This window comes from Actinoplanes sp. NPDC049802 (assembly GCF_040656595.1).
GTDB lineage: Bacteria > Actinomycetota > Actinomycetes > Mycobacteriales > Micromonosporaceae > Actinoplanes.
The window spans coordinates 101,707-121,272 of record NZ_JBFAMR010000013.1 but is presented as its reverse complement, the minus strand read 5'-3'; the positions used below and the strand labels follow the sequence as shown (position 1 = coordinate 121,272).

The 19,566-nt window shown below is 70.7% G+C and carries 16 protein-coding genes and 3 tRNA genes; 7 read left to right on the top strand and 12 right to left on the bottom strand.

Annotation, left to right across the window (positions count from 1 at the left end):
• Window positions 1-49 precede the first annotated feature (49 nt).
• From AB0I88_RS12470 to AB0I88_RS12460, 3 genes are read right to left on the bottom strand one after another with little or no spacing between them, the layout of a single operon-like run.
• Entirely contained in the window at window positions 50-1,615 is a 1,566-nt protein-coding gene (locus tag AB0I88_RS12470) for a BTAD domain-containing putative transcriptional regulator (RefSeq protein ID WP_361021908.1), read from the bottom strand.
• Between the two features lie 7 nt (window positions 1,616-1,622).
• Complete coding sequence (locus tag AB0I88_RS12465; protein ID WP_361021905.1) at window positions 1,623-2,249, bottom strand: class I SAM-dependent methyltransferase; 627 nt, start codon at window positions 2,247-2,249, stop codon at window positions 1,623-1,625.
• The gene (locus tag AB0I88_RS12460; RefSeq protein WP_361021902.1) at window positions 2,246-3,112 is read right to left on the bottom strand and encodes an alpha/beta hydrolase; all 867 of its coding nucleotides are present in this window, start codon (window positions 3,110-3,112) and stop codon (window positions 2,246-2,248) included. Before AB0I88_RS12460 ends, AB0I88_RS12465 begins: the two co-directional genes overlap by 4 nt.
• Before the next feature lie 168 nt (window positions 3,113-3,280).
• Between AB0I88_RS12460 and AB0I88_RS12455 the strand changes: the two genes are divergently transcribed.
• The 4 genes from AB0I88_RS12455 to AB0I88_RS12440 all read left to right on the top strand — a co-directional run bounded on the left by AB0I88_RS12455 (window position 3,281) and on the right by AB0I88_RS12440 (window position 3,829).
• Window positions 3,281-3,469, top strand: a complete 189-nt coding sequence (locus AB0I88_RS12455; RefSeq protein WP_361021899.1) for a hypothetical protein — start codon at window positions 3,281-3,283, stop codon at window positions 3,467-3,469.
• Between the two features lie 94 nt (window positions 3,470-3,563).
• Window positions 3,564-3,635: transfer RNA gene (locus AB0I88_RS12450), tRNA-Gly, on the top strand.
• Window positions 3,636-3,673: 38 nt separating this feature from the next.
• Window positions 3,674-3,744: transfer RNA gene (locus tag AB0I88_RS12445), tRNA-Cys, on the top strand.
• Window positions 3,745-3,754: 10 nt separating this feature from the next.
• Window positions 3,755-3,829: transfer RNA gene (locus tag AB0I88_RS12440), tRNA-Val, on the top strand.
• 245 nt (window positions 3,830-4,074) lie between these two features.
• Here AB0I88_RS12440 and AB0I88_RS12435 read toward each other — a convergent pair.
• The 3 genes from AB0I88_RS12435 to AB0I88_RS12425 are packed head-to-tail and all read right to left on the bottom strand — an operon-like array spanning window position 4,075 to window position 6,470.
• Window positions 4,075-4,884: a MerR family transcriptional regulator gene (locus AB0I88_RS12435; RefSeq protein WP_361021896.1), complete on the bottom strand. Its 810-nt coding sequence runs from the start codon at window positions 4,882-4,884 to the stop codon at window positions 4,075-4,077.
• An 18-nt stretch (window positions 4,885-4,902) separates the two neighbouring features.
• Entirely contained in the window at window positions 4,903-5,664 is a 762-nt protein-coding gene (locus tag AB0I88_RS12430) for an ABC transporter permease (protein ID WP_361021893.1), read from the bottom strand.
• Window positions 5,665-5,672: 8 nt separating this feature from the next.
• A complete protein-coding gene (locus tag AB0I88_RS12425; protein WP_361021890.1) occupies window positions 5,673-6,470 on the bottom strand; it encodes an ATP-binding cassette domain-containing protein in 798 nt (265 codons plus the stop codon).
• Between the two features lie 306 nt (window positions 6,471-6,776).
• Between AB0I88_RS12425 and AB0I88_RS12420 the strand changes: the two genes are divergently transcribed.
• Window positions 6,777-7,193 carry a PIN domain-containing protein gene (locus AB0I88_RS12420; protein WP_361021887.1) on the top strand — a complete coding sequence of 139 codons (417 nt, stop codon included), beginning with the start codon at window positions 6,777-6,779 and terminating at the stop codon, window positions 7,191-7,193.
• A 204-nt stretch (window positions 7,194-7,397) separates the two neighbouring features.
• On the opposite strand, the gene AB0I88_RS12415 is transcribed toward AB0I88_RS12420, so the two are convergent.
• The 3 genes from AB0I88_RS12415 to AB0I88_RS12405 form a co-directional block, all read right to left on the bottom strand.
• The gene (locus AB0I88_RS12415) at window positions 7,398-8,846 is read right to left on the bottom strand and encodes a PAS domain-containing protein (protein ID WP_361021884.1); all 1,449 of its coding nucleotides are present in this window, start codon (window positions 8,844-8,846) and stop codon (window positions 7,398-7,400) included.
• Between the two features lie 215 nt (window positions 8,847-9,061).
• Window positions 9,062-10,648, bottom strand: a complete 1,587-nt coding sequence (locus AB0I88_RS12410) for a GGDEF domain-containing protein (RefSeq protein ID WP_361021953.1) — start codon at window positions 10,646-10,648, stop codon at window positions 9,062-9,064.
• A 409-nt stretch (window positions 10,649-11,057) separates the two neighbouring features.
• Window positions 11,058-12,641 carry a glycosyltransferase 87 family protein gene (locus tag AB0I88_RS12405; protein ID WP_361021881.1) on the bottom strand — a complete coding sequence of 528 codons (1,584 nt, stop codon included), beginning with the start codon at window positions 12,639-12,641 and terminating at the stop codon, window positions 11,058-11,060.
• A 280-nt stretch (window positions 12,642-12,921) separates the two neighbouring features.
• Here AB0I88_RS12405 and AB0I88_RS12400 point away from each other — a divergent pair, with 280 nt between their 5' ends.
• Window positions 12,922-14,274: an FAD-dependent oxidoreductase gene (locus AB0I88_RS12400; protein WP_361021878.1), complete on the top strand. Its 1,353-nt coding sequence runs from the start codon at window positions 12,922-12,924 to the stop codon at window positions 14,272-14,274.
• 54 nt (window positions 14,275-14,328) lie between these two features.
• On the opposite strand, the gene AB0I88_RS12395 is transcribed toward AB0I88_RS12400, so the two are convergent.
• The 3 genes from AB0I88_RS12395 to AB0I88_RS12385 all read right to left on the bottom strand — a co-directional run bounded on the left by AB0I88_RS12395 (window position 14,329) and on the right by AB0I88_RS12385 (window position 18,530).
• Window positions 14,329-15,846 (bottom strand): glycosyltransferase family 2 protein, encoded by a 1,518-nt coding sequence (locus AB0I88_RS12395; RefSeq protein ID WP_361021875.1) that lies wholly within the window; start codon window positions 15,844-15,846, stop codon window positions 14,329-14,331.
• Window positions 15,846-16,445: a hypothetical protein gene (locus AB0I88_RS12390; protein WP_361021872.1), complete on the bottom strand. Its 600-nt coding sequence runs from the start codon at window positions 16,443-16,445 to the stop codon at window positions 15,846-15,848. Before AB0I88_RS12390 ends, AB0I88_RS12395 begins: the two co-directional genes overlap by 1 nt.
• Window positions 16,446-16,631: 186 nt before the next feature.
• Window positions 16,632-18,530 carry an acyl-CoA dehydrogenase family protein gene (locus AB0I88_RS12385; protein ID WP_361021869.1) on the bottom strand — a complete coding sequence of 633 codons (1,899 nt, stop codon included), beginning with the start codon at window positions 18,528-18,530 and terminating at the stop codon, window positions 16,632-16,634.
• 180 nt (window positions 18,531-18,710) lie between these two features.
• Here AB0I88_RS12385 and AB0I88_RS12380 point away from each other — a divergent pair, with 180 nt between their 5' ends.
• Window positions 18,711-19,562, top strand: coding sequence for a trypsin-like peptidase domain-containing protein (locus tag AB0I88_RS12380; RefSeq protein WP_361021866.1), 852 nt, complete (start codon window positions 18,711-18,713; stop codon window positions 19,560-19,562).
• The last annotated feature ends 4 nt before the right edge of the window (window positions 19,563-19,566 follow it).

Below are 19,566 nucleotides of genomic sequence, written 5' to 3'. Positions count from 1 at the left end.
GTGCGGAGCCCACTTGTGCGGAGTCTGTGCCGTGATTGAAGGATGGCTGTCAGACGGCGCCGTCCAGGACCCACCGGGTGATCGCCGACGTCACCCGGTCCAGGTCGGCGGCGTCCGGCAGATGGTAGGGCCCGTCCAGGGCGACCAGCCGGGCGTCCGGGAGCCCGGTCGCCAGCTGCCGCCCGCCGTCGAACGGGATCACCCGGTCCCCGCGGTAGTGCAGGATCAGCGCCGGCGCCGCCACCCGCGCCAGCATCGCCGTGACATCGGTGACGTAGACGTGCGCCAGATACTCGGCGGCCACGTCGCGGTCCGCCGAGTCGCGCAGCACCTCGGCCAGATGCCGGGCCGCGTCGTCGGTGGCGTCCGGGCGGTACAGGTCGGCGAACAGTTTCGCCCCCATCCCCCAGTGCGCGCGGACCATCGTGACCAGGGCGGCGTTCAGATCCGGCCGGCGGAAGGTTCCCGGGCCGTCGGCGAACGTGCCGAAGAACACCAGCCGGCGCACCAGATCGGGGCGGGCCGCGGCCAGTGCCACCGCCACCGGGCCCGCCTCCGACATGGCCAGCAGATCCACCGGCCCGCCGAGACGCTCCGCCACCGCCCGCGCCTCGCCGACCGCGGCGTCCAGACCGAAGTCGTCCACCGGACCGCGCGACAGCCCGGTCCCGTACCGGTCGTAGACCGTCACCGACAGCCGCTCCACCAGCCGTTGCAGCAGCGACGAACGGGGATCCCGGCCGGCCGCGATCACGTCGATGCTGGACACCCAGCCGGGCAGCGCGACCAGTGGCGGGCCGTCGCCCAGCGAGGCCATCGCGATGGTACGGCCGCCCGGCGCGGTCAGGTATCGGGCCGCCAGCCCGGACAGGGGCGTGGCCGAGGCGGCAGGCGCGGCGGCCGGCGACTCCGGCAGGTCGTGCCGCAGGATCAGCAGCCGGGTGTCCCGGATCCCCGCCGACGGCTCCAGCCCCAGCTCGTCGGCGAGCCGGTCGGCGTACTCCTGATAGGTGTCCAGGGCGTCGGTCTGCCGGCCCAGCGCGTACAGGGTGCGCATCAGCGTGTCCCGGGCCCGCTCCCGCAACGGATTCCCGGCCACGAACGCCTCCAGCTCCGGCAGCTGCGGCCGGCCCGCCGCGAGCAGCGCCCGGTGCCACGTCTCGGTGGCGTGCAGCCGGGCCTCCTCCAGCCGGATCGCCTCCAGGCGGGCCACCTCGGTGTCGGCGAAACCGGCGTAGGCCGGGCCCTGCCACAGCGCCAGCGCCTCACCCAGCAGCTCCGCGGCGTCTCCCGTCCGCGCCGCCGCGACCAGCCGGTCGAACCGGCCGGCGTCCACCTGATCCGGATCGACCCGCAGCGCATAGCCGGGCGGCACGGTGTCGATCGGGACGCCCGGCAGCACCCGCCGCAGCCGGGAGATCTGGCTGTGCAGCGCCGCCGCCGGATCCGCCGGCATCGTCTCCGCCCACAACAGGTCGGCCAGCCGGTCGGCCGGCACCACCCGCCCGGCGCGAGCCAGGAGAGCGGCCAGCAGAGCGCGGCGACGATCGCCGAGTGCCACCGGCAGACCCTCTTCGGTGTACGCCTGGACAGCGCCGAGAACGCGGAACCTCACCAGGCGACTATCGCACCGCCTCCCCGGCGATCTGGGGATTGATGGGCAGGAACAGTGACGGCGCTTGATACCGGTCCGCACGTACCGTGGCGAAACCGGCGGCCCGGATCGTGGCCTCGGTGTCCCGGCACACCTCACAGCCCTCGAAGAACCACCGCCACGGGCGCTCCGTGAGGCGCTGCACCACGGCGTACCCCGAAGAGCCCGTGGCCCGGACGTGCTCCAGGAAGAGCAACCTTCCACCCGGCCGGAGGATCCGGAGGATCTCCCGCACCGCCGCCGCCGGATCCGGGACCGTGCACAGCACCAGCGTGCTCACCACCGTGTCCACCGAGCCGTCCGGCAGCGGAATCCGCTCCGCCCCGGCCGGCAGCAGATCCACCGTCACCCCGTGCCGGGCCGCGGCGGCACGCAGCACCCCGTGCATGTACGGGTTCGGCTCCACCGCCAGCAGACGGGTGCCCGGCCGGTAGTAGCGCAGATTCGTGCCGGTGCCCGGGCCGATCTCCAGCACCGTGTCCGGCAGATCCGCGAACAACTTCCGTTTTCGTTCCCCGAGGACGCGGTGGGCGTACCCGTCGAGGATCTTGAAGATGAGGGCGTTGATCCGTCCCCGGACCGGGTTCGCGGTCATCGCCACACCTCGGTCGCGAACTCCGCCAGCAGCGCCGACGTCGTCGCGGCCCGGGTCACGTGCGGGCAGTGGCCGGCGCCCGCCAGCTCCACGTGCCGCGCGCCCAGCAGCCCGGCCAGCGCCCGGCCCCACTCCGGCGGGCAGATCTCGTCCCGGCCGCCGTGCAGCACCAGCGCCGGACAGCGCACCCGGCCGGCCACCGCGCGCGACCGGGTGGCCTGCCCGGCCCGGTCCGTCCCGGCCCGATGGGCGACCGTCGCGGCCAGCACCTCCGGCGTGTTGTCGAGGCCGGCGGCGATCCCCGCCGCCCGGTCCTCACCGGTCGCCTCCGGGCCGAGCGCCGTCGACACGAACCAGCTCACGAACCCCGGGTAGTCCCACTCCCAGGATCGCCGGTTGTACCGGGCCCAGCCGTCCAGGCCCTCCAGATTCTCCTCGAACAGGGTGGTGGCCAGCTGCAACGCGCTCGGCGCCGTCCCGGTCACGTCCACCGTCGGGCCGATCAGCGCCAGACCCGCCACCCGCTGCGGTGACGTCGCGGCCACCAGCAGGCCGACCAGGCCGCCGAGCGAATTGCCGACCAGCAGCGCCCGTGGCGTCTCCGTGGCGTCCAGCACCGCCAGCACGTCGGCGGCCAGCTCCTCCGGGGCGTACGCCGAAGCCTCCACCGGCCGGTCCGACTCGCCACTGCCCCGGGAGTCGAAAGTCACCACCCGGAACCGTTGCGCCAGCGCCGTCACCTGAGGCCGCCACATCAGCCGGTTCGTCACCATCCAGGCCGGCAACAGGACGATCGTCCGGTCCCCGGTGCCCTCCACCTCGTACGCGAGCCGAACCCCGTCCCGCTTCGCCGTACCCCGCATCGTGTCCTCCTCGTTCGGATGACCCTCAGCCTTCGCGGGACGGCTGTCCGCCGGCCGGCATCCGGCTGACGTGCCACTGCCGAACGGTTTGACCCGCTCCGACGGGCGACCGGTATTGCGGCGAACCCGGGACGTGCGAGATTGTCGCGCGTGTTCGAGGAGGCCCCCATGGAAGAAGCGATCGAGGCGTACGCCGCCGGTCACACCGACGGCTCGGCCGGATACCGGGACAAGGAGCGCGCCCACCACCCGGAGACCGGCGAGGACTACCGGATCGGCGTCGTCGACGGCAGCGTCGCGGCGTTCCAGACCGAGTTGCTCGCCGAGGTCCGCCGGCTGCTCGGCGAGAACCGCTGAGCAGCGCCACACGCGGAAAAACGGGGGGCGCTTTGGCATCTTCCCGGTGGCTCGGCTAAGGTTTCATCCGTCGCCAGGGAAACCGGCGCGACATGCGGAAGTGGCGCAGTGGTAGCGCATCACCTTGCCAAGGTGAGGGTCGCGGGTTCGAATCCCGTCTTCCGCTCGGAGAAGGCTGTTGCTGAGCGTTGCATCGGCCGCCACGGTGGAGTGGCCGAGAGGCGAGGCAACGGCCTGCAAAGCCGTGTACACGGGTTCAAATCCCGTCTCCACCTCGCATCACCAGGGCGATTGGCGCAGCGGGAGCGCGCTTCCTTGACACGGAAGAGGTCACTGGTTCGATCCCAGTATCGCCCACCAATAACCTTGCTACCGGCGGTAGCGTCGCTAAACGAGCGCACAACCTCCGCCGCCGGTCCCTTCGCCTGAGGGGCACACCGGCAACAAGCCTTCGCTGGCGGAGTTGCAGGCTGTCGCACACGACCTCGGCAAGGCTTCGCCCGACCTCCAAGCGCCGCGATGATGTTCTTCGGCCGAGAGGCGACAGAGGCGAGCGGCCTTGGCCCGAACCCTTCACCTCCGGGACTCCGGTCCGCCCCGCGGGCTCAAGTGACGCCTGTTGCTGGTCGCTCTGGACCGGGGGGCTCCGCGACCCGCTCCAGCCGGGTCCATCGGGCCCAGCCGCGCTCGCGAACCAGCTCCCGCAGCCGTGTCGCCCGTGCGTCGGACTCGACGGCGAGGGCGTCCAACAGGTCGAAGAGCATGTCGTCGTCGGACCCGGCGTCGATGCCGGCCGCGCCGGAGGCGTACGCCTGCTCGCAGAGAGCGGCCATCACGTCGGCGGCCTCCACCAGGCGGGGGTCGTCGTGGCCCGCGTCGCCGTCGAAGATCTCGGAGAGGAGGCGATAGAGCCGGACCATGAGCGGGTCCTCGAGCTCGGCCAGTTTCGCGGGTATCCACTCCTCGACCTGGTCGGGCCAGCGCGCCGCCATGAGGATCCACCCGTCCCGCTCGCCCGTCACCATCCGTGCCGACACGCCGATCTCCCGCAGGCGGTCGAGGTAGGCGACCACCGCCGGAGGCAGGACCAGGCTGTCCCCGGCGGTGAGCTGGGCGATCTGTTTGCGGCTGGTCTCGAGCCGTTCGATCTCGTCGCGCAGGTGCTCATCGATCCGGTGGGCCGCCTCGGCGAACGTCGGAGCGTCGGCGTCGAGCATCTCGCGTATGCGGGACAGCGGCACGCCGGCGTTCGCCAGGGTGCGGATCTTGATGAGCGACACGACGGCCGTGGCACCGTACCGACGGTATCCCGAGGGGTCCCGTTCCGGCTCCGCTAGGAGTCCGACCTGGTGGTAGTGCCGCACAGCCCGCACCGTGACGCCGGCGTACTGCGCCAGCTGGCCGATCGTCAGCATGCCGCCCACCTCACCCGGTCAGGATATTTTGCGACGGTACGTGATGTTCGCGAGGACGTAGCCGACGATCAGGATCCCGGCGCACCAGCCGAGGGCGGTCCAGATGTCGTTGCCGACCGGCTGCCCGGCGAAGAGGTCGCGGATCGTGTTGGCGATGGAGGTCACCGGCTGGTGTTCGGCGAAGGCGCGTACCGGGCCCGGCATGGTGTCGGTGGGCACGAACGCCGAGCTGATGAACGGCAGGAAGATCAGCGGATAGGCGAACGCGCTCGCGCCGTCCACGGTCTTCGCGGCGAGACCCGGGATGACAGCCAGCCAGGTCAGCGCCAGGGTGAACGCAACGAGGATGCCGGCGACCGCGAGCCAGGCGGCCACCGGGGCGCTCGTGCGGAAGCCCATCAGCAGGGCGACGCCGATCACGACCGCGAGCGAGATGACGTTGGCGAGCAGCGAGGTCAGCACGTGCGCCCAGAGCACGCCGGACCGGGCGATGGGCATGGAGTGGAAACGCTCGAAGATGCCGCCCCGCATGTCCTCGAAGAGCCGATACGCGGTGTACGAGATGCCCGACGCGATGGTGATGAGCAGGATGCCGGGAAGCAGATAGTTCACGTACGAGACCGATCCGGTGTCGATGGCGCCGCCGAACACGTAGACGAACAGCAGCATGATCGCGATGGGTGTGACCGCGGTCGTGATGATGGTGTCGAAGCTGCGGGTGACGTGGCGCATGGTCCGTCCGGTGAGGACGGCTGTGTCGCCGAACAAGTGCGTGGTCATCATCGTCCTCAGTTCTTGGCGTCTTCGCCGGTGCGGCCGACGACCGCGAGGAAGACCTCTTCGAGGGAGGGCCGCTTCTCGACGTACTCGACCTTGGCGGCCGGCAGGAGTCGCTGGAGCTCGGTCAGGGTGCCGTCGACGATGATCCGGCCTTCGTGGAGGATCGCGATCCGGTCGGCGAGCTGCTCGGCCTCGTCCAGGTGCTGGGTGGTGAGCAGCACCGTCGTGCCGCCCTCGGCGAGTTCCCTGACGGCCTGCCACACCTCGATGCGTGCCTCCGGGTCGAGTCCGGCCGTCGGCTCGTCGAGGAACATGACCGGCGGCTTCCCGATGAGACTCATCGCGATGTCCAGGCGGCGGCGCATGCCCCCGGAGTACGTCGCCACCCGCCGAGCGCCGGCCTCGGCCAGCGCGAAACGCTTCAGCAGGTCGTCCGCGATCGCACCCGGATTCTCGAGGTGCCTCAGCCGGGCGACCAGGATCAGGTTCTCGCGCCCGGTGAGGATCTCGTCGACGGCCGCGAACTGGCCGGTCAGGCTGATGGACTCACGAACGTCGGTGGCCTGGGCCACGACATCGAAGCCGTTCACCGTCGCGGTTCCCGCGTCCGCCTTGAGCAGTGTGGAAAGGATCCGCACCACCGTTGTCTTGCCCGCCCCGTTCGAGCCGAGCAGGGCGAAGATGCAGCCCCACGCCACCTCGAAGTCCACGCCGCGCAGCACACGCAGCTCCTTGTACGACTTCTCCAGGCCCCGCACATGGATCGCGGGCTCCGAAGCCTGCCGGATTGCCGCCGGGATTCTCATGCGGACAGTGTCGAAGGTTGACCCTGCGTCAGGGTCAAGCCCGCCGGACAGCTCGTCTCGCCACGAGGCTGTCCGTGCCGCCCCGTGTCTGAGCGGTGAACCAGGTCAGGGCGTCCGCCGGCGTACGGCTGGAAGGGTCCCGATTAGGCCGTGAGCTGCGGGTATACCGCGTCCCCGACGCCCTGTATCGCTGTCGGGGTGGTGACCTGAGGGCGAGGACCGGGCCCGCGGGCTCGCCTGGCTGCAGGAGAATGCTGCGGACTACCTCGACTTCGAAGCCCTGGACGAGTACGAACGCTCGGGTCGGTGACCGACTACCCGGCCGACACCTCGGCAGTCTGGCGGCTTCTGCGCGGGCAGATCGGCGGCCCGTGGCCCCGGCTGGTCGCGCAGGGCGTTGTCGCGATCTGCCCGCCGGTCGAGTCCGAACTCATGGTCGGTGTTCGGGCGGGCCGCGACCTTGAACCCTTCACTGCGGTGCTGCGCCGCACGTTCGCCTGGGTCCCGGCGCTCGACGATCCTTGGCGGCAGGTGCTTGCGGTTCAGCGGGATCTGATCAAGACCGGCCATCACCGCGGGCCGTCGCCGATGGACCTCATCATTGCACTGACCGCGGAGGCGCACGGCCTGACCCTCGCGTACGTAGACGCCGACTTCGATGCCATCGCCAAGGTGCGCCCCGGCATCGCGATGGTCCGGATCGACCAGCCGAGTGCCTCTTGAGCGGCACGGACGACCAGCGGTGACGGCGGCCTCCTGAGCGGCATTGTCACGGCCGCCGACCTCACTCAGCGCTTCGGCGTGACGGCGAGCCCGTTCATCCTCATGGAGGAGGCGGAGCTCAGGCTGCGTCGCCGGGTCGACGACACCATCGACATTTGCTCCGATTGGTCAACGCCGCTCAGGAAGCCGGCTGATCAGAGGCATCTAGGCCGGGGTTTCACTTGTCCTGGACAGCGAAGGACTCGCCAAGCTCTCCTCCGGAGACGATCGAGCCCGGCAGGTCTCGGCGATCCGGCGGACCAGGGCCTGCACGGTCCGCTCGATCGTCTGGCCCTCCCGGGCCGCGGCCGCGATCATCTCGGAGAAGTTGTCGACCCCGGACAGCCGCTTGTCGGCCTCCCGAACCAGGCCGCGGATCTGGGCGAACAGTTTGACGGCGTCGGCCCGGTCATCGATGCGGCTGCACTCGACCCGGCCGTTGAACGTCAGGGCGTCCATCTCCCGCAGCAGTCCCTCCAGACGGCTGAGTGGCACCCGTAGGTCCGGCATCAGGTCCCGCAGTTCGGCGAGGCGCCGGCCGGTGGTCTGGACGTCGTCCGAGATCCCCTCGGCGAGGAGCCCCAGATCGTCGATGAGTATCGGGTCGGACGGCTTGTCCCGGATCAGCTCGGTGACGAAGACCCGCAGCGCGTCGACCTCGAGTTTCGACGCGGCGACGGAGTATGCCAGCGCCCCGAGAGTGGCGCGGATCTTGTCGATGACCTCGGTGAGGGGGTCGGCGGCGGCGAGGATGCCGCCGACGCCGTCCTTGACGAGTTCGGCGACCGCGGAGACGCCGGCGGCCCGCTCACCGAGCTGGTGGCCGAGCAGCGCCGTCTGCAACGAGAAGAGATAGATCTTGCGGGCCAGTTCCCGGACGTACGCGGACTGGTCGGCGAGCTGCGTGCTGTATGACTCGAACATGTCGATCCGGTGCACGAGCGCCAGCAACGCGTCCGAGACCTCGGCGTACTCGCGGCCCAGCTCGGCGGACCGGAGCGCGGCGCCGCGGCGGTCGGGCCGGCCGGACGCACGGAACTGCTCCTCGGCGGCCTGCATCACCTCGGTCCGGGCGGCGACCTCGGCCGGGAGGAGCTGGCCCATGAACACCTCGTAATCGGCGAAACCGGCCTCGGCGAGCAGTTCCCCGAGCCGGGCCGTGCCCGCCGCGATGATCTCCGAGGTCGACGCGCCGGCCGCCTCGGCCGCCTGCTCGGTGGCGAGGACGTCGGCGTAGATCGCCTGGACGGTGGCGAACAGTTCGGGATGGCACGGCTTCTGCCGGATGGACAGGTATCCGCCGGTGACCGGCCGCATCGAGGTGAGCACCCAGTAGTGGGAGCCGTCGGCGGCGAGGTTCACCGTGTATGCGCTGATCTGGAGCCCGGCAAGGAGACGGTCCCACACCAGTGCGAACACCGACCGGGGCATCGCCGGGTGCCGGACGATGTTGTGCGGCGCCCCGAGCAGCTCCTCACGGGGGTAGCCGGAGACCCGCGCGAACACGTCGTTGCCGGACAGGATCCGGCCCTTGGTGTCGGTACGGGAGAAGAACAGGTCACTGACCCGGAACGTGCTCTCCTGGCCGGTGGCGGCGGGGCGGGCGCGGCGCACGAGTCCTCCAGCGTGGTGGTGTGCCGACGGGGCTACACCATGTCGGGTCCGGCATGCGGTCGGCGGTGCGGGAACCCCTGGCGGCCGCCGTCCGCGGCGGCCTGTTCCCGTCCTGTTGGTAATCGGCCTGCGGGGCGGCGAGTGGAGGAATCTGGCCGTGGTGGGTGAGCCGTGTCCTCCTCCGGGCCGTGGGGTTTCGGCGGATCGCCTGGAGATCACGCGATGCCGGTGACCGCACCTGACGCGCGTTCCCGTCCCGGAACGCCGGTATGAGATCCGGCAAGCGCCTCTGTCGCCGGCGTCTCCGCGGGTTCGGATGATCGCCATGCCGGCTCGTAATGTCGCAGGCAACCCTTGCCCGCCCGCTTCGCGGCATACAGGGCGATGTCGGCGTGGCGCATGAGTTCGCCGGTGTCCGAGGAGGGCCGATGAAGCTCCGCGATACCGACGCTTCCGCCAACCGTGACGGATCGGTGGACGATCTCGATCGGCACCGTCAGCGCCCGGATGATGCGCGCGGCAGAATCCTCGGCCCGGTTGCGGCCGGCCCCGACCAGGATGATCGCGAATTCGTCACCGCCGAGCCGAGCGGTGATCTCGGTCGCCGTCGGCGGGACCGCGAGCAGCAGTCGCTGCGCCACCTCCCGAAGCAGAAGGTCACCCGCGGCATGGCCGAGGGTGTCGTTCACTTCCTTGAACCCGTCAAGATCAAGCATGAGGAACATCGTGCCGGGCACCGGCGCGGCGTCGAGCCGGGCGAGCCGGTCGGCGACCATGGCCCGGTTGGGCAGAGCCGTCAGGCGGTCATGAAAGGCCTCATGCGCCAGGCGGCTGCGTTCCCGCTCCAGGCTCTCGCTCAAATGCCTGGTCAAGCGCAGCGAGAGCAACTGCCTTGCGAGTACCGCGCCGACCATCAGGGTCGCCGACCACACCGCGATGACGTCGACGGTGATGGTTCGGTGAGCGGTCACCAGGGCGGCGAGCAACAGCGCGAGTATCGGCAGGTAGGGCAATGCCTGCCCGATCGCCGTCGAGGGCTCCCACGCGCGTTTGTCGCCAGCGGGCAACGGCACCGAGGGCGCCAGCGCGATCAATCCGGCGGCCAGCAGCAGCCCCCCGCTCAGCAGCGGCCGGATGTTCCAGCCGGCGGCGGTGCCGAACACCTCGTACAGCAGAGAGACGCACGCCACCGTGACGCCGCCGGCAAGGTAGGTCAAGGCCGAGGATCCCGGTTTCCCCCCGCCGGCCAGCAGCAGCAGCGCGACCGCCAGCACCGCGACCGCGGCCACCGGATAGATCACGTCGAAGACGTAATCCAGGCCGGTCAGGCCCTGAGCGCGGAGCCGGGTCAACGCGAAGGACCAGGTGAACGTGAACAGCCCGGTCGCCGCCACCGCACCGTCGAGCACCATCCGCCAGCGCGCCGCACCGGTGGCCGGCGCCGTCGGCACCGACAGCATCGCGCCGATGGCGAGTGCGAACGCGGCGATGTTCACCACATGCCCGAAGACGGTACGCCCGACGGCATGGCCGCTGCCGAAAAGTTGCGCCGCGCTGGTCGCCTCCCCGATCAGCCAGCAGACCATGGCAGCCGTGGTGTGCATCCAGACCCCACGCCCGGAGGCCCGGCCCGCCGGGAGGCGCCGCGCTGCCCGGGCATGGCTGGCCACGCCCAGAGCCGTCATCATGATCATGACGATGGTGGCGACCGTCGCGCCGTGATCCTCCGACAGCATGCGGATGACGGTGACCGCGACCGCAGCGACCGCTACCGCTGACTGGCAGATCTGTCGCTGGCGCATGCCGACCACTCCCTCATCACCCGTGCCAGGACCTTGTCGGCAGCAACCGCCGCGAGGTGAGCGTGCCGGGCCGACGCGATCAGCCGATGCCGCCGGGCACGGGGCGGCCAGGTGCTGGTCTAAACGTCGGCGCGGGGAGGCGGGGCATTGTTGTCTGTCGTGCGCGGATGCCCCACGCCCACCAGACGTTTTCAGGGCTCCCGGGCACACGAACGGCGGATGAGGACGAATGCCGGAACTGGAGGGCGATCATCCCGGCTCCGGAGTGCCCTGTGAGGCGTTTCCGGCGGCCGGCCGCGGCCCGTTCAGCGCGCCGCCGAGCCCCGTTTCCCGCCGGCCGACGGGACGGTCCCGATGGGGCTGGACGGTGTCCGGCGTACCGGAAGGGGACGTGCGCGAGGCGCGGTGGCTAGGCCGGGGGGACGAGGGAGTCGGTGAAGACGGCCAGGATCCGGCCGCCGTGGTCGTAGGCGACCAGCCGGCCCGCCGCGATGTTGGCCAGGCGGAAGGAGAAGGTGCGCCGGCCGGGGAACATCTCGACGATGGGGATCTCCCGGGGTGGGCCGCCCGGGGCGCTGGTGAACTCGAGGCGGGCGACCCGGTCGTCGACCACGCCGTTGACCCGGACCTTGGTGGGCTCGCGCAGCGTGCCGAAGCTCACCGGGGCGCCGGTGGTCCGGTCGGCGCAGGTCTCGGCGGTTCGGCAGTAGAAGAAGTACCGCGGATTCGCGGTGTCGGCCAGGCTGTACGCCTTGAAGGTGGGATCCGCGCCGGCCGGCAGGGGGAGCACCGCGAAACCGGCGACGGCCGCGGCGACGGTGACCGCCGCCCGCGGCCAGACACGATGCGGCACCGTCCGGCGGGCCTGGTGGACCGCTGCCACGCCGAGACCGGTCAGGCAGACGGCCACGGTCGCCAGCGAGCGGGCGTTCTCGAACAGGAACTGCAGGCCGGGGCGCAGCGACACCGTGCCGAGGAGGCTGCCCAGCGACAGCGTCATGATCACCAGCAGGGCGGCGCCCGCGACCCGGCGCAGGCGGCCGTGCGCCGCGATCATCAGCATCGCGGCGAGGACCGGCCACAGTTGGTGGTGGGTCCACGAGACCGGGGAGGCCGCGACGGTGGCGCAGCCGACGAGGACCGCCGCGCGGCCCGGTTCGCCGGCCAGGGCGATGCGCCGGGCGTGCCACAGGGCGACGGCGCAGACGAGCGCCACCAGGGCCGCCCACAGCAGCGGGAGGGTCTGCGGCGCCATGCCGGCGCGCATCAGCATGCCGTGGAGCGACTGGTTGCCGAGGGACGCCAGGTTGCCGATCCGGGACGTCTGCAGCATGGTCCCGGTCCAGTACGCCCAACTGTCGGACGGCAGGAGCAGCGCGCCGATCAGGGCGCAGGAGGCGAAGGCGCCGATCGCGCGGGCCGCGTCGCGGGGCCGGCGGGCGACCAGGAAGAAGACGACGAACAGCAGTGGGGTCAGTTTGATCGCCGCGGCCACGCCGACCAGCACGCCACGGTAGCGGGCGGGTGTCAGGCCGGTCGCGTCGATCAGTGCCAGCAGCACGATGAACACGCTGACCTGGCCGAAGCGCAGATTGCTCTGTGCCGGGGCGGACAGCAGCAACGCGCACGCGGCCACCGCGACCAGCAGCGGCCGCCGGTCGGCCGATGTGGTGAGGGCCCGGCCGGCGGTCACCGCGATCGCCGCGATCGCCGCGACCACCAGGACCAGCCAGATCAGCCGTGCCACCGGTTCGGGAACCAGCGTCAACGGTTGCAGCAGCAGGGCCGCGAACGGGGGGTACGTGAACGGGCCGCCGTTCTCGGCGACGTAGCCGTACAGTGGCTGGCCGTCCTGCACGGTCCGCACCGCGCCGTAGTAGATGTGCAGATCCGAGAGGCGATCGCCGGGCGGGCGCCGCAGCACCAGGGCGGAGGAGATCAGCGCGAGGGCGCCGAACAGCGCCCAGACGGCCCGGGTGCGGCGATCGATCATCGGGCCAGGCTATCGGGGCGCTGCCGGCCGGGATACGGGCGCCCAGCCGCCGGCGGGAGGGGCGGGGGTTTGCCGTGCCCAACGGGTGAACAGGGAGACCTGTTGCACAGAAGTGGATGTTTTCCCAGGCCAGCGCTTTGCGTGAGGGTACCCTAAGTCCGCTTTGCCGACTTTGTCGAGTGAGGTCGCATTGATCTCAACCTAGGTTGAGGTTTTAAAGTCGCTTCGGCCTGCCGTCGATCTTGGCTGACGGAATCGAAGCGCGAGTTAGGAAGCGACCATGAACCGCCCCCTGCGAGTTGCCGTCATCGGAGCCGGCCCGGCCGGTATCTACGCCGCCGACCATCTGATCAAGGCATCGGAGACGGTCACCGTCGACATCTTCGACAAGCTGCCGACCCCCTACGGTCTCATCCGGTACGGCGTGGCACCGGACCACCCCCGGATCAAGGAGATCGTCAACGCGCTCTTCCGGATCCTCGACAACCCCCGGATCCGGTTCATCGGCAACGTCTCGTACGGCGTCGACGTCAAGCCCGAGGAGCTGAACCGCTTCTACGACGCCACGGTGATCTCCACCGGCGCCGAGAAGGACCGGTCCCTCGACATCCCGGGCATCGATCTGCAGGGCAGCTTCGGCGGCGCCGACTTCGCCTCCTGGTTCAACGGCCACCCGGACGTGCCGCGTGACTGGCCGCTGGACGCCAAGGAGGTCGCCGTCATCGGCGCCGGGAACGTGGCCATCGACGTGGCCCGGATCCTCTCCAAGACCGCCGACGAGCTGCTCGTCACCGAGATCCCGGACAACGTCTACCAGGCGCTGAGGAACAGCCCGGTCACCGACGTGCACATGTTCTCCCGCCGCGGCCCGGGGCAGGTCAAGTTCACCCCGCAGGAGCTGCGCGAGCTGGACCACTCGCCGAACGTCGAGGTGATCGTCCACCCCGAGGGCATCGAGTTCGACGAGGCCAGCCTGGAGGCGATGCGCCAGACCCGGCACGTCAAGATGTGCGTCGACATCCTGCAGAACTGGGCCGTCCGCGACCCACGGGACCGCCCGCGCCGCCTGCACCTGTACTTCCTGCAGGCTCCGGTCGAGGTGCTCGGCTCCGACGGCAAGGTCGTCGGCCTGCGCACCGAGACGCAGGAGCTCACCGGCGACGGCTGGGTACGCGGCACCGGCGAGTTCACCGACTGGCCCGTCCAGGCGGTCTACCGGGCGGTCGGCTACCTCAGCAGCGCGCTGCCGGACCTGCCGTTCGACACCAGGACCGGCACCATCCCGCACGCCGCCGGACGGGTTCTCGACCTGGACGGCGAGCACATCCCCGGCGTGTACGTGGCCGGCTGGATCAAGCGCGGCCCGGTCGGCCTGATCGGCCACACCAAGGGCTGCTCCGGTGAGACCGTCGCCAGCCTGCTGGAGGACCTGGAGCAGGACCGGCTGCCGGCCGCCACCGAGACCGACCCGGCCGCCGTGGTCGCCTACCTGGAGCAGCGCGGCCTGCCGATCACCACCTGGGCCGGCTGGCAGTTGCTGGACGCCCACGAGATCGCGCTCGGCGAGCCGCACGGCCGCAAGCGGATCAAGGTCGTCGACCGCGACGAGATGACCGCCATCTCGCGCGGCTGACACGTCACGAACGAAGGGCCGGGGTGGCGGACACCCCGGCCCTTCGTGTGCCGGTCAGACCTGGAAACCCCGGTGACGGCGGAACAGTTTGCGCGCCATGAACACGGTCTGGGCCACGGTGGCGATGTAGAGGATCGGCCAGCCGAGCGACAGGATCGCCGACTGGATCTCGATGCTCTGCTGGCTCCAGGCGTAGGTCGCGGCGATGACGATGGCCACCAGCACCACGAGCGGCATGACGTACGCCGAGCCCTTGCCCTTCTCCGCGTTGGCCTGGGCCGCCCAGTTGTCCTTGTCGGTCTGGGCGAAGAACTGCGTCCAGGCCGAGACGAAGTGCCCCATCCTGATCCACATGTACATCTCCGCCGGGAAGGCGAGGGCGGCGTACAGGAGGTCGGACGCGCTCTTGTCCTTCATCGCCAGCGCGAGCCGCAGATTCAGCAGCGCCGCGACCGCCGGCGGGATGAGCCAGATCGGGTTGAACACGAACGCGTTGATCGACAACGACGCCACCAGCAGCAGCAGGAAGCCCAGCCGGGAACCGATGTTGAAGATCATCGAGATGTTCTCGTACCAGCGAAGCCGCAGGTTGGGGTGCATCGGCTGGCCCTTGTTGTCGCCCCGCTGGCCCGGCCAGAACAGGTCGATCGCGCCGAAGTTCCACTTCACCTGCTGGCCGTGCAGCGCACGCAGATTCGTCATCGGGCCGACGTAGGCGCGGGCCGTGGCGCTGATCTTCGTACTGAAGCCGGCGTCCTTGATCTGCAGCGAGAGCTTGCTGTCCTCCACCTCGCTGTCGCGCACCCAGGGCGCCTGCTGATGGTGGCGGACCATCACCATCTCCAGCGCCCGCACGTTGAAGAGGCTGCACTGGCCGCCGAGCACCGCCATGTTGCGCCCGCGCAGCAGATTGTCCATGTTGAACGCGCCGAACTGGGCGCGCTGACCGGCCACCAGGAAGCGTGCCGTCAGGCCCCGGTAGCGGCTCTTGTCGATGCTGTAGATGGCGCTCAGCCCGCCGATCCGCGGGTCGTCGGTCATCTCCAGTTCGAGCCGTTCCACGACGTCACGGGCGAGGGTGGTGTCGCCGTCCACGCCCAGGATGTAGTCGTGACCGCGGGACAGGAAGTAGCCGTAGTTCAGGGCCCCGACCTTCTTGTCGGGGTTGACGCCCATGTCATGGACGTGGACCTCGGTGACGAACTTCTGGCCCTTCACCGTACGGGTGTGCTCGCCCGCGAAAGTGCGGGCGATCTCGGGGGTGTCGTCGTCGGTGTTGTTGATGATGACGTGGATGACGTCCGGCAGCCGCGTCTGAGCGAGGAGGCTCCGCAGGACGTCGCCGATCGTCTCCTGCTCGTTGTAACAGGGAATGATGCAGCTGATCGTGGCGTGCCGGGGTCCGCCCGCCATCACCGCCGCGGCGATCTCGTCAGCGGCGTCCTCGACCGCCTCCAGCTCCGCCAGCCTCGGGGCCGGTGGCAGTGCCAGCGGCCCGGCTTTGGCGCTGCGCGGGATCAGGATCTGCCGGTCGGTGGCCCGGCGCAGGCCGGGAACGGTCTCGCTCGTCATCAGGCGGCACCGTTCCTCAGCAGCGGCAGGGTGAGCGTGTCGAGAGCGGTCGAGCGGTAGTAGCTGTTCGACTCCGGGGCGGTCTCCACCAGGAGGTCCATTCGTATGGTCAACGTGAGTCTCGTGGCTCCCGTCGTGGCCGCCGGCAGCGTCACCACGGTGTTGTAGGGATAGGGCGGGGTGACGTCGAACTTCCCCTTGTCGGTGTACGCCTCGGTACGTGCCGAGCCGTCGTCCTGCGTCACCTGGAAGGTGCTGACCGTGACGCGATGCTCGCTGTCGGCGTCCTCGATGTGGGCCGCGACGTTGATGGTCTTGACCGAGGCGGCGGTGTACAGCTTCGCGTCGTCCGAGGTCCAGTAGGTGAGCGTGACAGTGAAGTCGCCCTGTTTCACGCGACGGACGACGGATCCGGTGTCCAGCGGGCCGCTCTCGCGGGCCGGTGTCGTGGCAGGGGCACCGCTCGCGGACGCCGACACGGCCGGTTCGGCGGGGGAGGCGCCGGCCGGGGTCTTGCCGAGCAGGGGTCTGCTGCTGCTGGTCAGCTCCTGGATGCTGCCGCATCCGGCCAGGCTGCAACTCAGCACGGCGGCCGTCATGCCGACGACCGCACTACGGGGGAGGCGCACGGGGAGCCCTTCGCTTCAGAATTCGGGCAGGCTGGTACCGATGGGGACGCCTGCCTGTCAACGGCCGGGGTCGGGGCATCATGTCGGCGGCCGGACAGTGACTCTGAGGGATCCGCCGGGGGAGGTTCCCCCGGCGGCGGGCCGGTGACCGGCTGATCAGTCCGGTGGTGGCGGGATCCGGCGGCGGACGTCCTCGACCGTCGCCGGGCCGGGCTCCCACGCCGCCACCCACGGCTTGTCCGGCGGCGGGCTGATCACACCCTCCTCCAGGAACGCGTACCGCCCGCGCAGCACCCGCTCGGCGGCCTTCGCGTCCAGGGCGTCGGTGTTGTCCCACAGCGCGGACAGATGTGCCTCGGCCCGCAGCCGGGCCTGCCGGCAGAACAGGTCGGCCAGCTCCCGGCCGGCGGGACGGCCGTCGCGTTCGGCGTGCGCCCGCGAGCACACCGCCGCCATCGCGAACAGCTCCGCGCCGATGTCCACGATCCGGCCCAGGAACGCCTGCTTGCGCTCCATCCGGCCCTGCCAGCGGGACATCGCGTAGAAGGTGGACCGGGCCAGCCGCCGCGAGGTGCGTTCCACGTATCGCAGATGGTGCCCCAGGGGGCCGAATTCCCCGTACGCCGAAGGGTTCTGACCCTGACCGACCGTGAGGGTGGGCAGCCAGCGCGCGTAGAACGCCCCGGCTCGCGCCCCGGCGCGGGCCTTGCGGCCGAGATCGGCCTCCGGGTCGATGATGTCGCCCGCCACCGACAGGTGGGCGTCGACCGCCTCGCGCGCGATGAGCAGGTGCATGATCTCGGTCGAGCCCTCGAAGATCCGGTTGATCCGCAGGTCGCGCAGGATCTGCTCGGCCTCGGCGGCGCGCTCGCCGCGGGCGTCCAGCGACTCGGCCGTCTCGTAGCCGCGGCCGCCGCGGATCTGGATCAGCTCGTCGGCCACCAGCCACGCCATCTCGCTGGCGAACAGCTTGACCAGGGCGGCCTCGATCCGGATGTCGTTGCGGTGGTCGTCGGCGATCCGGCAGCAGAGGTCCAGCATGGACTCCATGGCGTAGGTGGTCGCCGCGATGAACGCGATCTTCTTGGCCACCGCCTCGTGGTCGCCGACCGGGCGGCCCCACTGGACGCGGTCGGCCGACCACTCGCGGGCGATCGCCAGTGCCCGCTTGCCCGCGCCCACACACATCGCGGGCAGGGACAGCCGGCCGGTGTTGAGGGTGGTCAGCGCGATCCGCAGGCCCTTGCCGAGACCGCCGATCACGTTCTCCGCCGGGACGAACACGTCGTGGAAGCGGGTCACGCTGTTCTCCAGGCCGCGCAGGCCGAGGAACGCGTTGCGCCGTTCGACGGTGATGCCGGGCGCGTCGCCCTCCACCACGAACGCGGTGATCCCCTTCCCGGGGACCCGGGCCATCACCACGAGCAGGGTGGCGACCGTGCCGTTGGTGGCCCACAGCTTCACCCCGTTGAGCCGGAAGCCGCCCTCGACCGGCTCCGCCACGGTGCCCAGGCGGGCCGGGTCGGAGCCGACGTCCGGTTCGGTGAGCAGGAAGGCGGACACCTCACCGGCCGCCAGCCGGGGCAGGAACGCCCGTTTCTGCGCCTCCGTGCCGAACTGCTTGAGCGGCTGCGGCACCCCGATCGACTGGTGCGCGGAGAGCAGCGCGCCCACCGACGCGCTGACCGAGCCGGTCATCGTCAGCGCCTTGCAGTAGTGCAGATTGGACAGGCCGAGGCCGCCGAACTCCTCGTCGATCTTCATGCCGAAGGCGCCCAGCCGGGCGAGCCCGTGGAAGACCTCGTCCGGGATCCGCGCCTCCCGCTCGATGCGGGCGCCGTCCACCTCGGACCGCAGGAACTCCTCCAGCCGGTCCAGGAACTCGGGCCGCGGCTGCGCCGCGGGTGGCGGATCGATCAGATCCAGCCGGAATCGGCCGAGAAACAGCTCCTTGCCGAAGCTGGGCCGGGTCCACTCGGACTCGCGGGCGGCCTCCGCGGTCTGGCGGGCCTGCTTCTCGGAAACGTCGGTGGTTTTGCGCTGAGTCGTGCTCATGGCATTCCCCCTCGCCGGAACACGCTACCCGCGAGTACCCGGGTAGGGAACTCCCCGCCTAAGTCCGCTTCGTAAGCTTATGGGTGATCTTGCGTTCCGGAAACCGTGAGCAGTCTCTTGGCGAATTCCTAGGAATCGCTTCTAGGGTCGAGAAATGCTGAGTGTGGCGGTCGTGCCGTGATGACGGTGCTCCGCCCGGAGGGCGCCGAGGCGCCGGAGCCCCCTCCGGAGGAGCGGAAGAGCCGATGGAACGCCGCTGACCTGCGCCGTAGGGCGCTCGTGGGCGCGATCGTGGTGTGGGCCGTGGCGATCACGGCGCTGGTGGCCGTCCGCGGTGGGGGCGACGACGGCGTGCCCGCCGGGGCCGCCCCGTCGGCCGCGCCCTCCGCCTCCGACGGGCCCCTCACCGTGGCGCAGATCTACCAGACCCTCACCCCTTCGGTGGTGCTCGTCGAGACCACCGGGCACGACTCCGGCAACCGGGCCGAGGCCGGCACCGGCACCGGCGTGATCGCCAACGCCGACGGCACCGTGCTCACCGCCCTGCACGTGGTCGACGGCGCCGAGTCGATCCGGCTCACCTACGCCGACGGCACCAAGGCCGAGGCCCAGCTGCGCAGCGAGGACCCGGCGCGCGACATCGCCACGCTCACCCCGCGGGCACTGCCGCAGACCCTGGTCCCGGCGGTGCTCGGCGGCGCCGCCCGGGTCGGCGACGACGTGGTGGCGATCGGCAACCCGCTCGGCCTCACCTTCAGCACCACCAGCGGCGTCGTCTCGGGCCTCGCGCGCGAGATGAAGGGCGACGACGGCGAGCCGGACATCGAGGGCCTCATCCAGTTCGACGCGGCGGTCAACCCGGGCAACTCGGGCGGTCCGCTGATCAACGACCGCGGGCAGGTGATCGGCATCGTGATCGCGCTGGCCAACCCGAGCGGCGCGGGCACCTTCATCGGCATCGGGTTCGCCGTGCCGATCGGCGCCGCCCTCGGCGGCTCCGGTGAGGGCGACGGCCAGTCACCACCCCTCTGACTAC

Excerpts from the sequence above, each read along its gene's own strand:
- AB0I88_RS12465 (WP_361021905.1), bottom strand. The coding sequence starts at position 2,249 with ATGACCGCGAACCCGGTCCGGGGACGGATCAACGCCCTCATCTTCAAG.
- AB0I88_RS12460 (WP_361021902.1), bottom strand. The coding sequence starts at position 3,112 with ATGCGGGGTACGGCGAAGCGGGACGGGGTTCGGCTCGCGTACGAGGTG.
- AB0I88_RS12455 (WP_361021899.1), top strand. The coding sequence starts at position 3,281 with ATGGAAGAAGCGATCGAGGCGTACGCCGCCGGTCACACCGACGGCTCG.
- AB0I88_RS12435 (WP_361021896.1), bottom strand. The coding sequence starts at position 4,884 with ATGCTGACGATCGGCCAGCTGGCGCAGTACGCCGGCGTCACGGTGCGG.
- AB0I88_RS12430 (WP_361021893.1), bottom strand. The coding sequence starts at position 5,664 with ATGACCACGCACTTGTTCGGCGACACAGCCGTCCTCACCGGACGGACC.
- AB0I88_RS12425 (WP_361021890.1), bottom strand. The coding sequence starts at position 6,470 with ATGAGAATCCCGGCGGCAATCCGGCAGGCTTCGGAGCCCGCGATCCAT.
- AB0I88_RS12410 (WP_361021953.1), bottom strand. The coding sequence starts at position 10,648 with ATGCGCCAGCGACAGATCTGCCAGTCAGCGGTAGCGGTCGCTGCGGTC.
- AB0I88_RS12405 (WP_361021881.1), bottom strand. The coding sequence starts at position 12,641 with ATGATCGATCGCCGCACCCGGGCCGTCTGGGCGCTGTTCGGCGCCCTC.
- AB0I88_RS12400 (WP_361021878.1), top strand. The coding sequence starts at position 12,922 with ATGAACCGCCCCCTGCGAGTTGCCGTCATCGGAGCCGGCCCGGCCGGT.
- AB0I88_RS12395 (WP_361021875.1), bottom strand. The coding sequence starts at position 15,846 with ATGACGAGCGAGACCGTTCCCGGCCTGCGCCGGGCCACCGACCGGCAG.
- AB0I88_RS12390 (WP_361021872.1), bottom strand. The coding sequence starts at position 16,445 with ATGACGGCCGCCGTGCTGAGTTGCAGCCTGGCCGGATGCGGCAGCATC.
- AB0I88_RS12385 (WP_361021869.1), bottom strand. The coding sequence starts at position 18,530 with ATGAGCACGACTCAGCGCAAAACCACCGACGTTTCCGAGAAGCAGGCC.
- AB0I88_RS12380 (WP_361021866.1), top strand. The coding sequence starts at position 18,711 with ATGACGGTGCTCCGCCCGGAGGGCGCCGAGGCGCCGGAGCCCCCTCCG.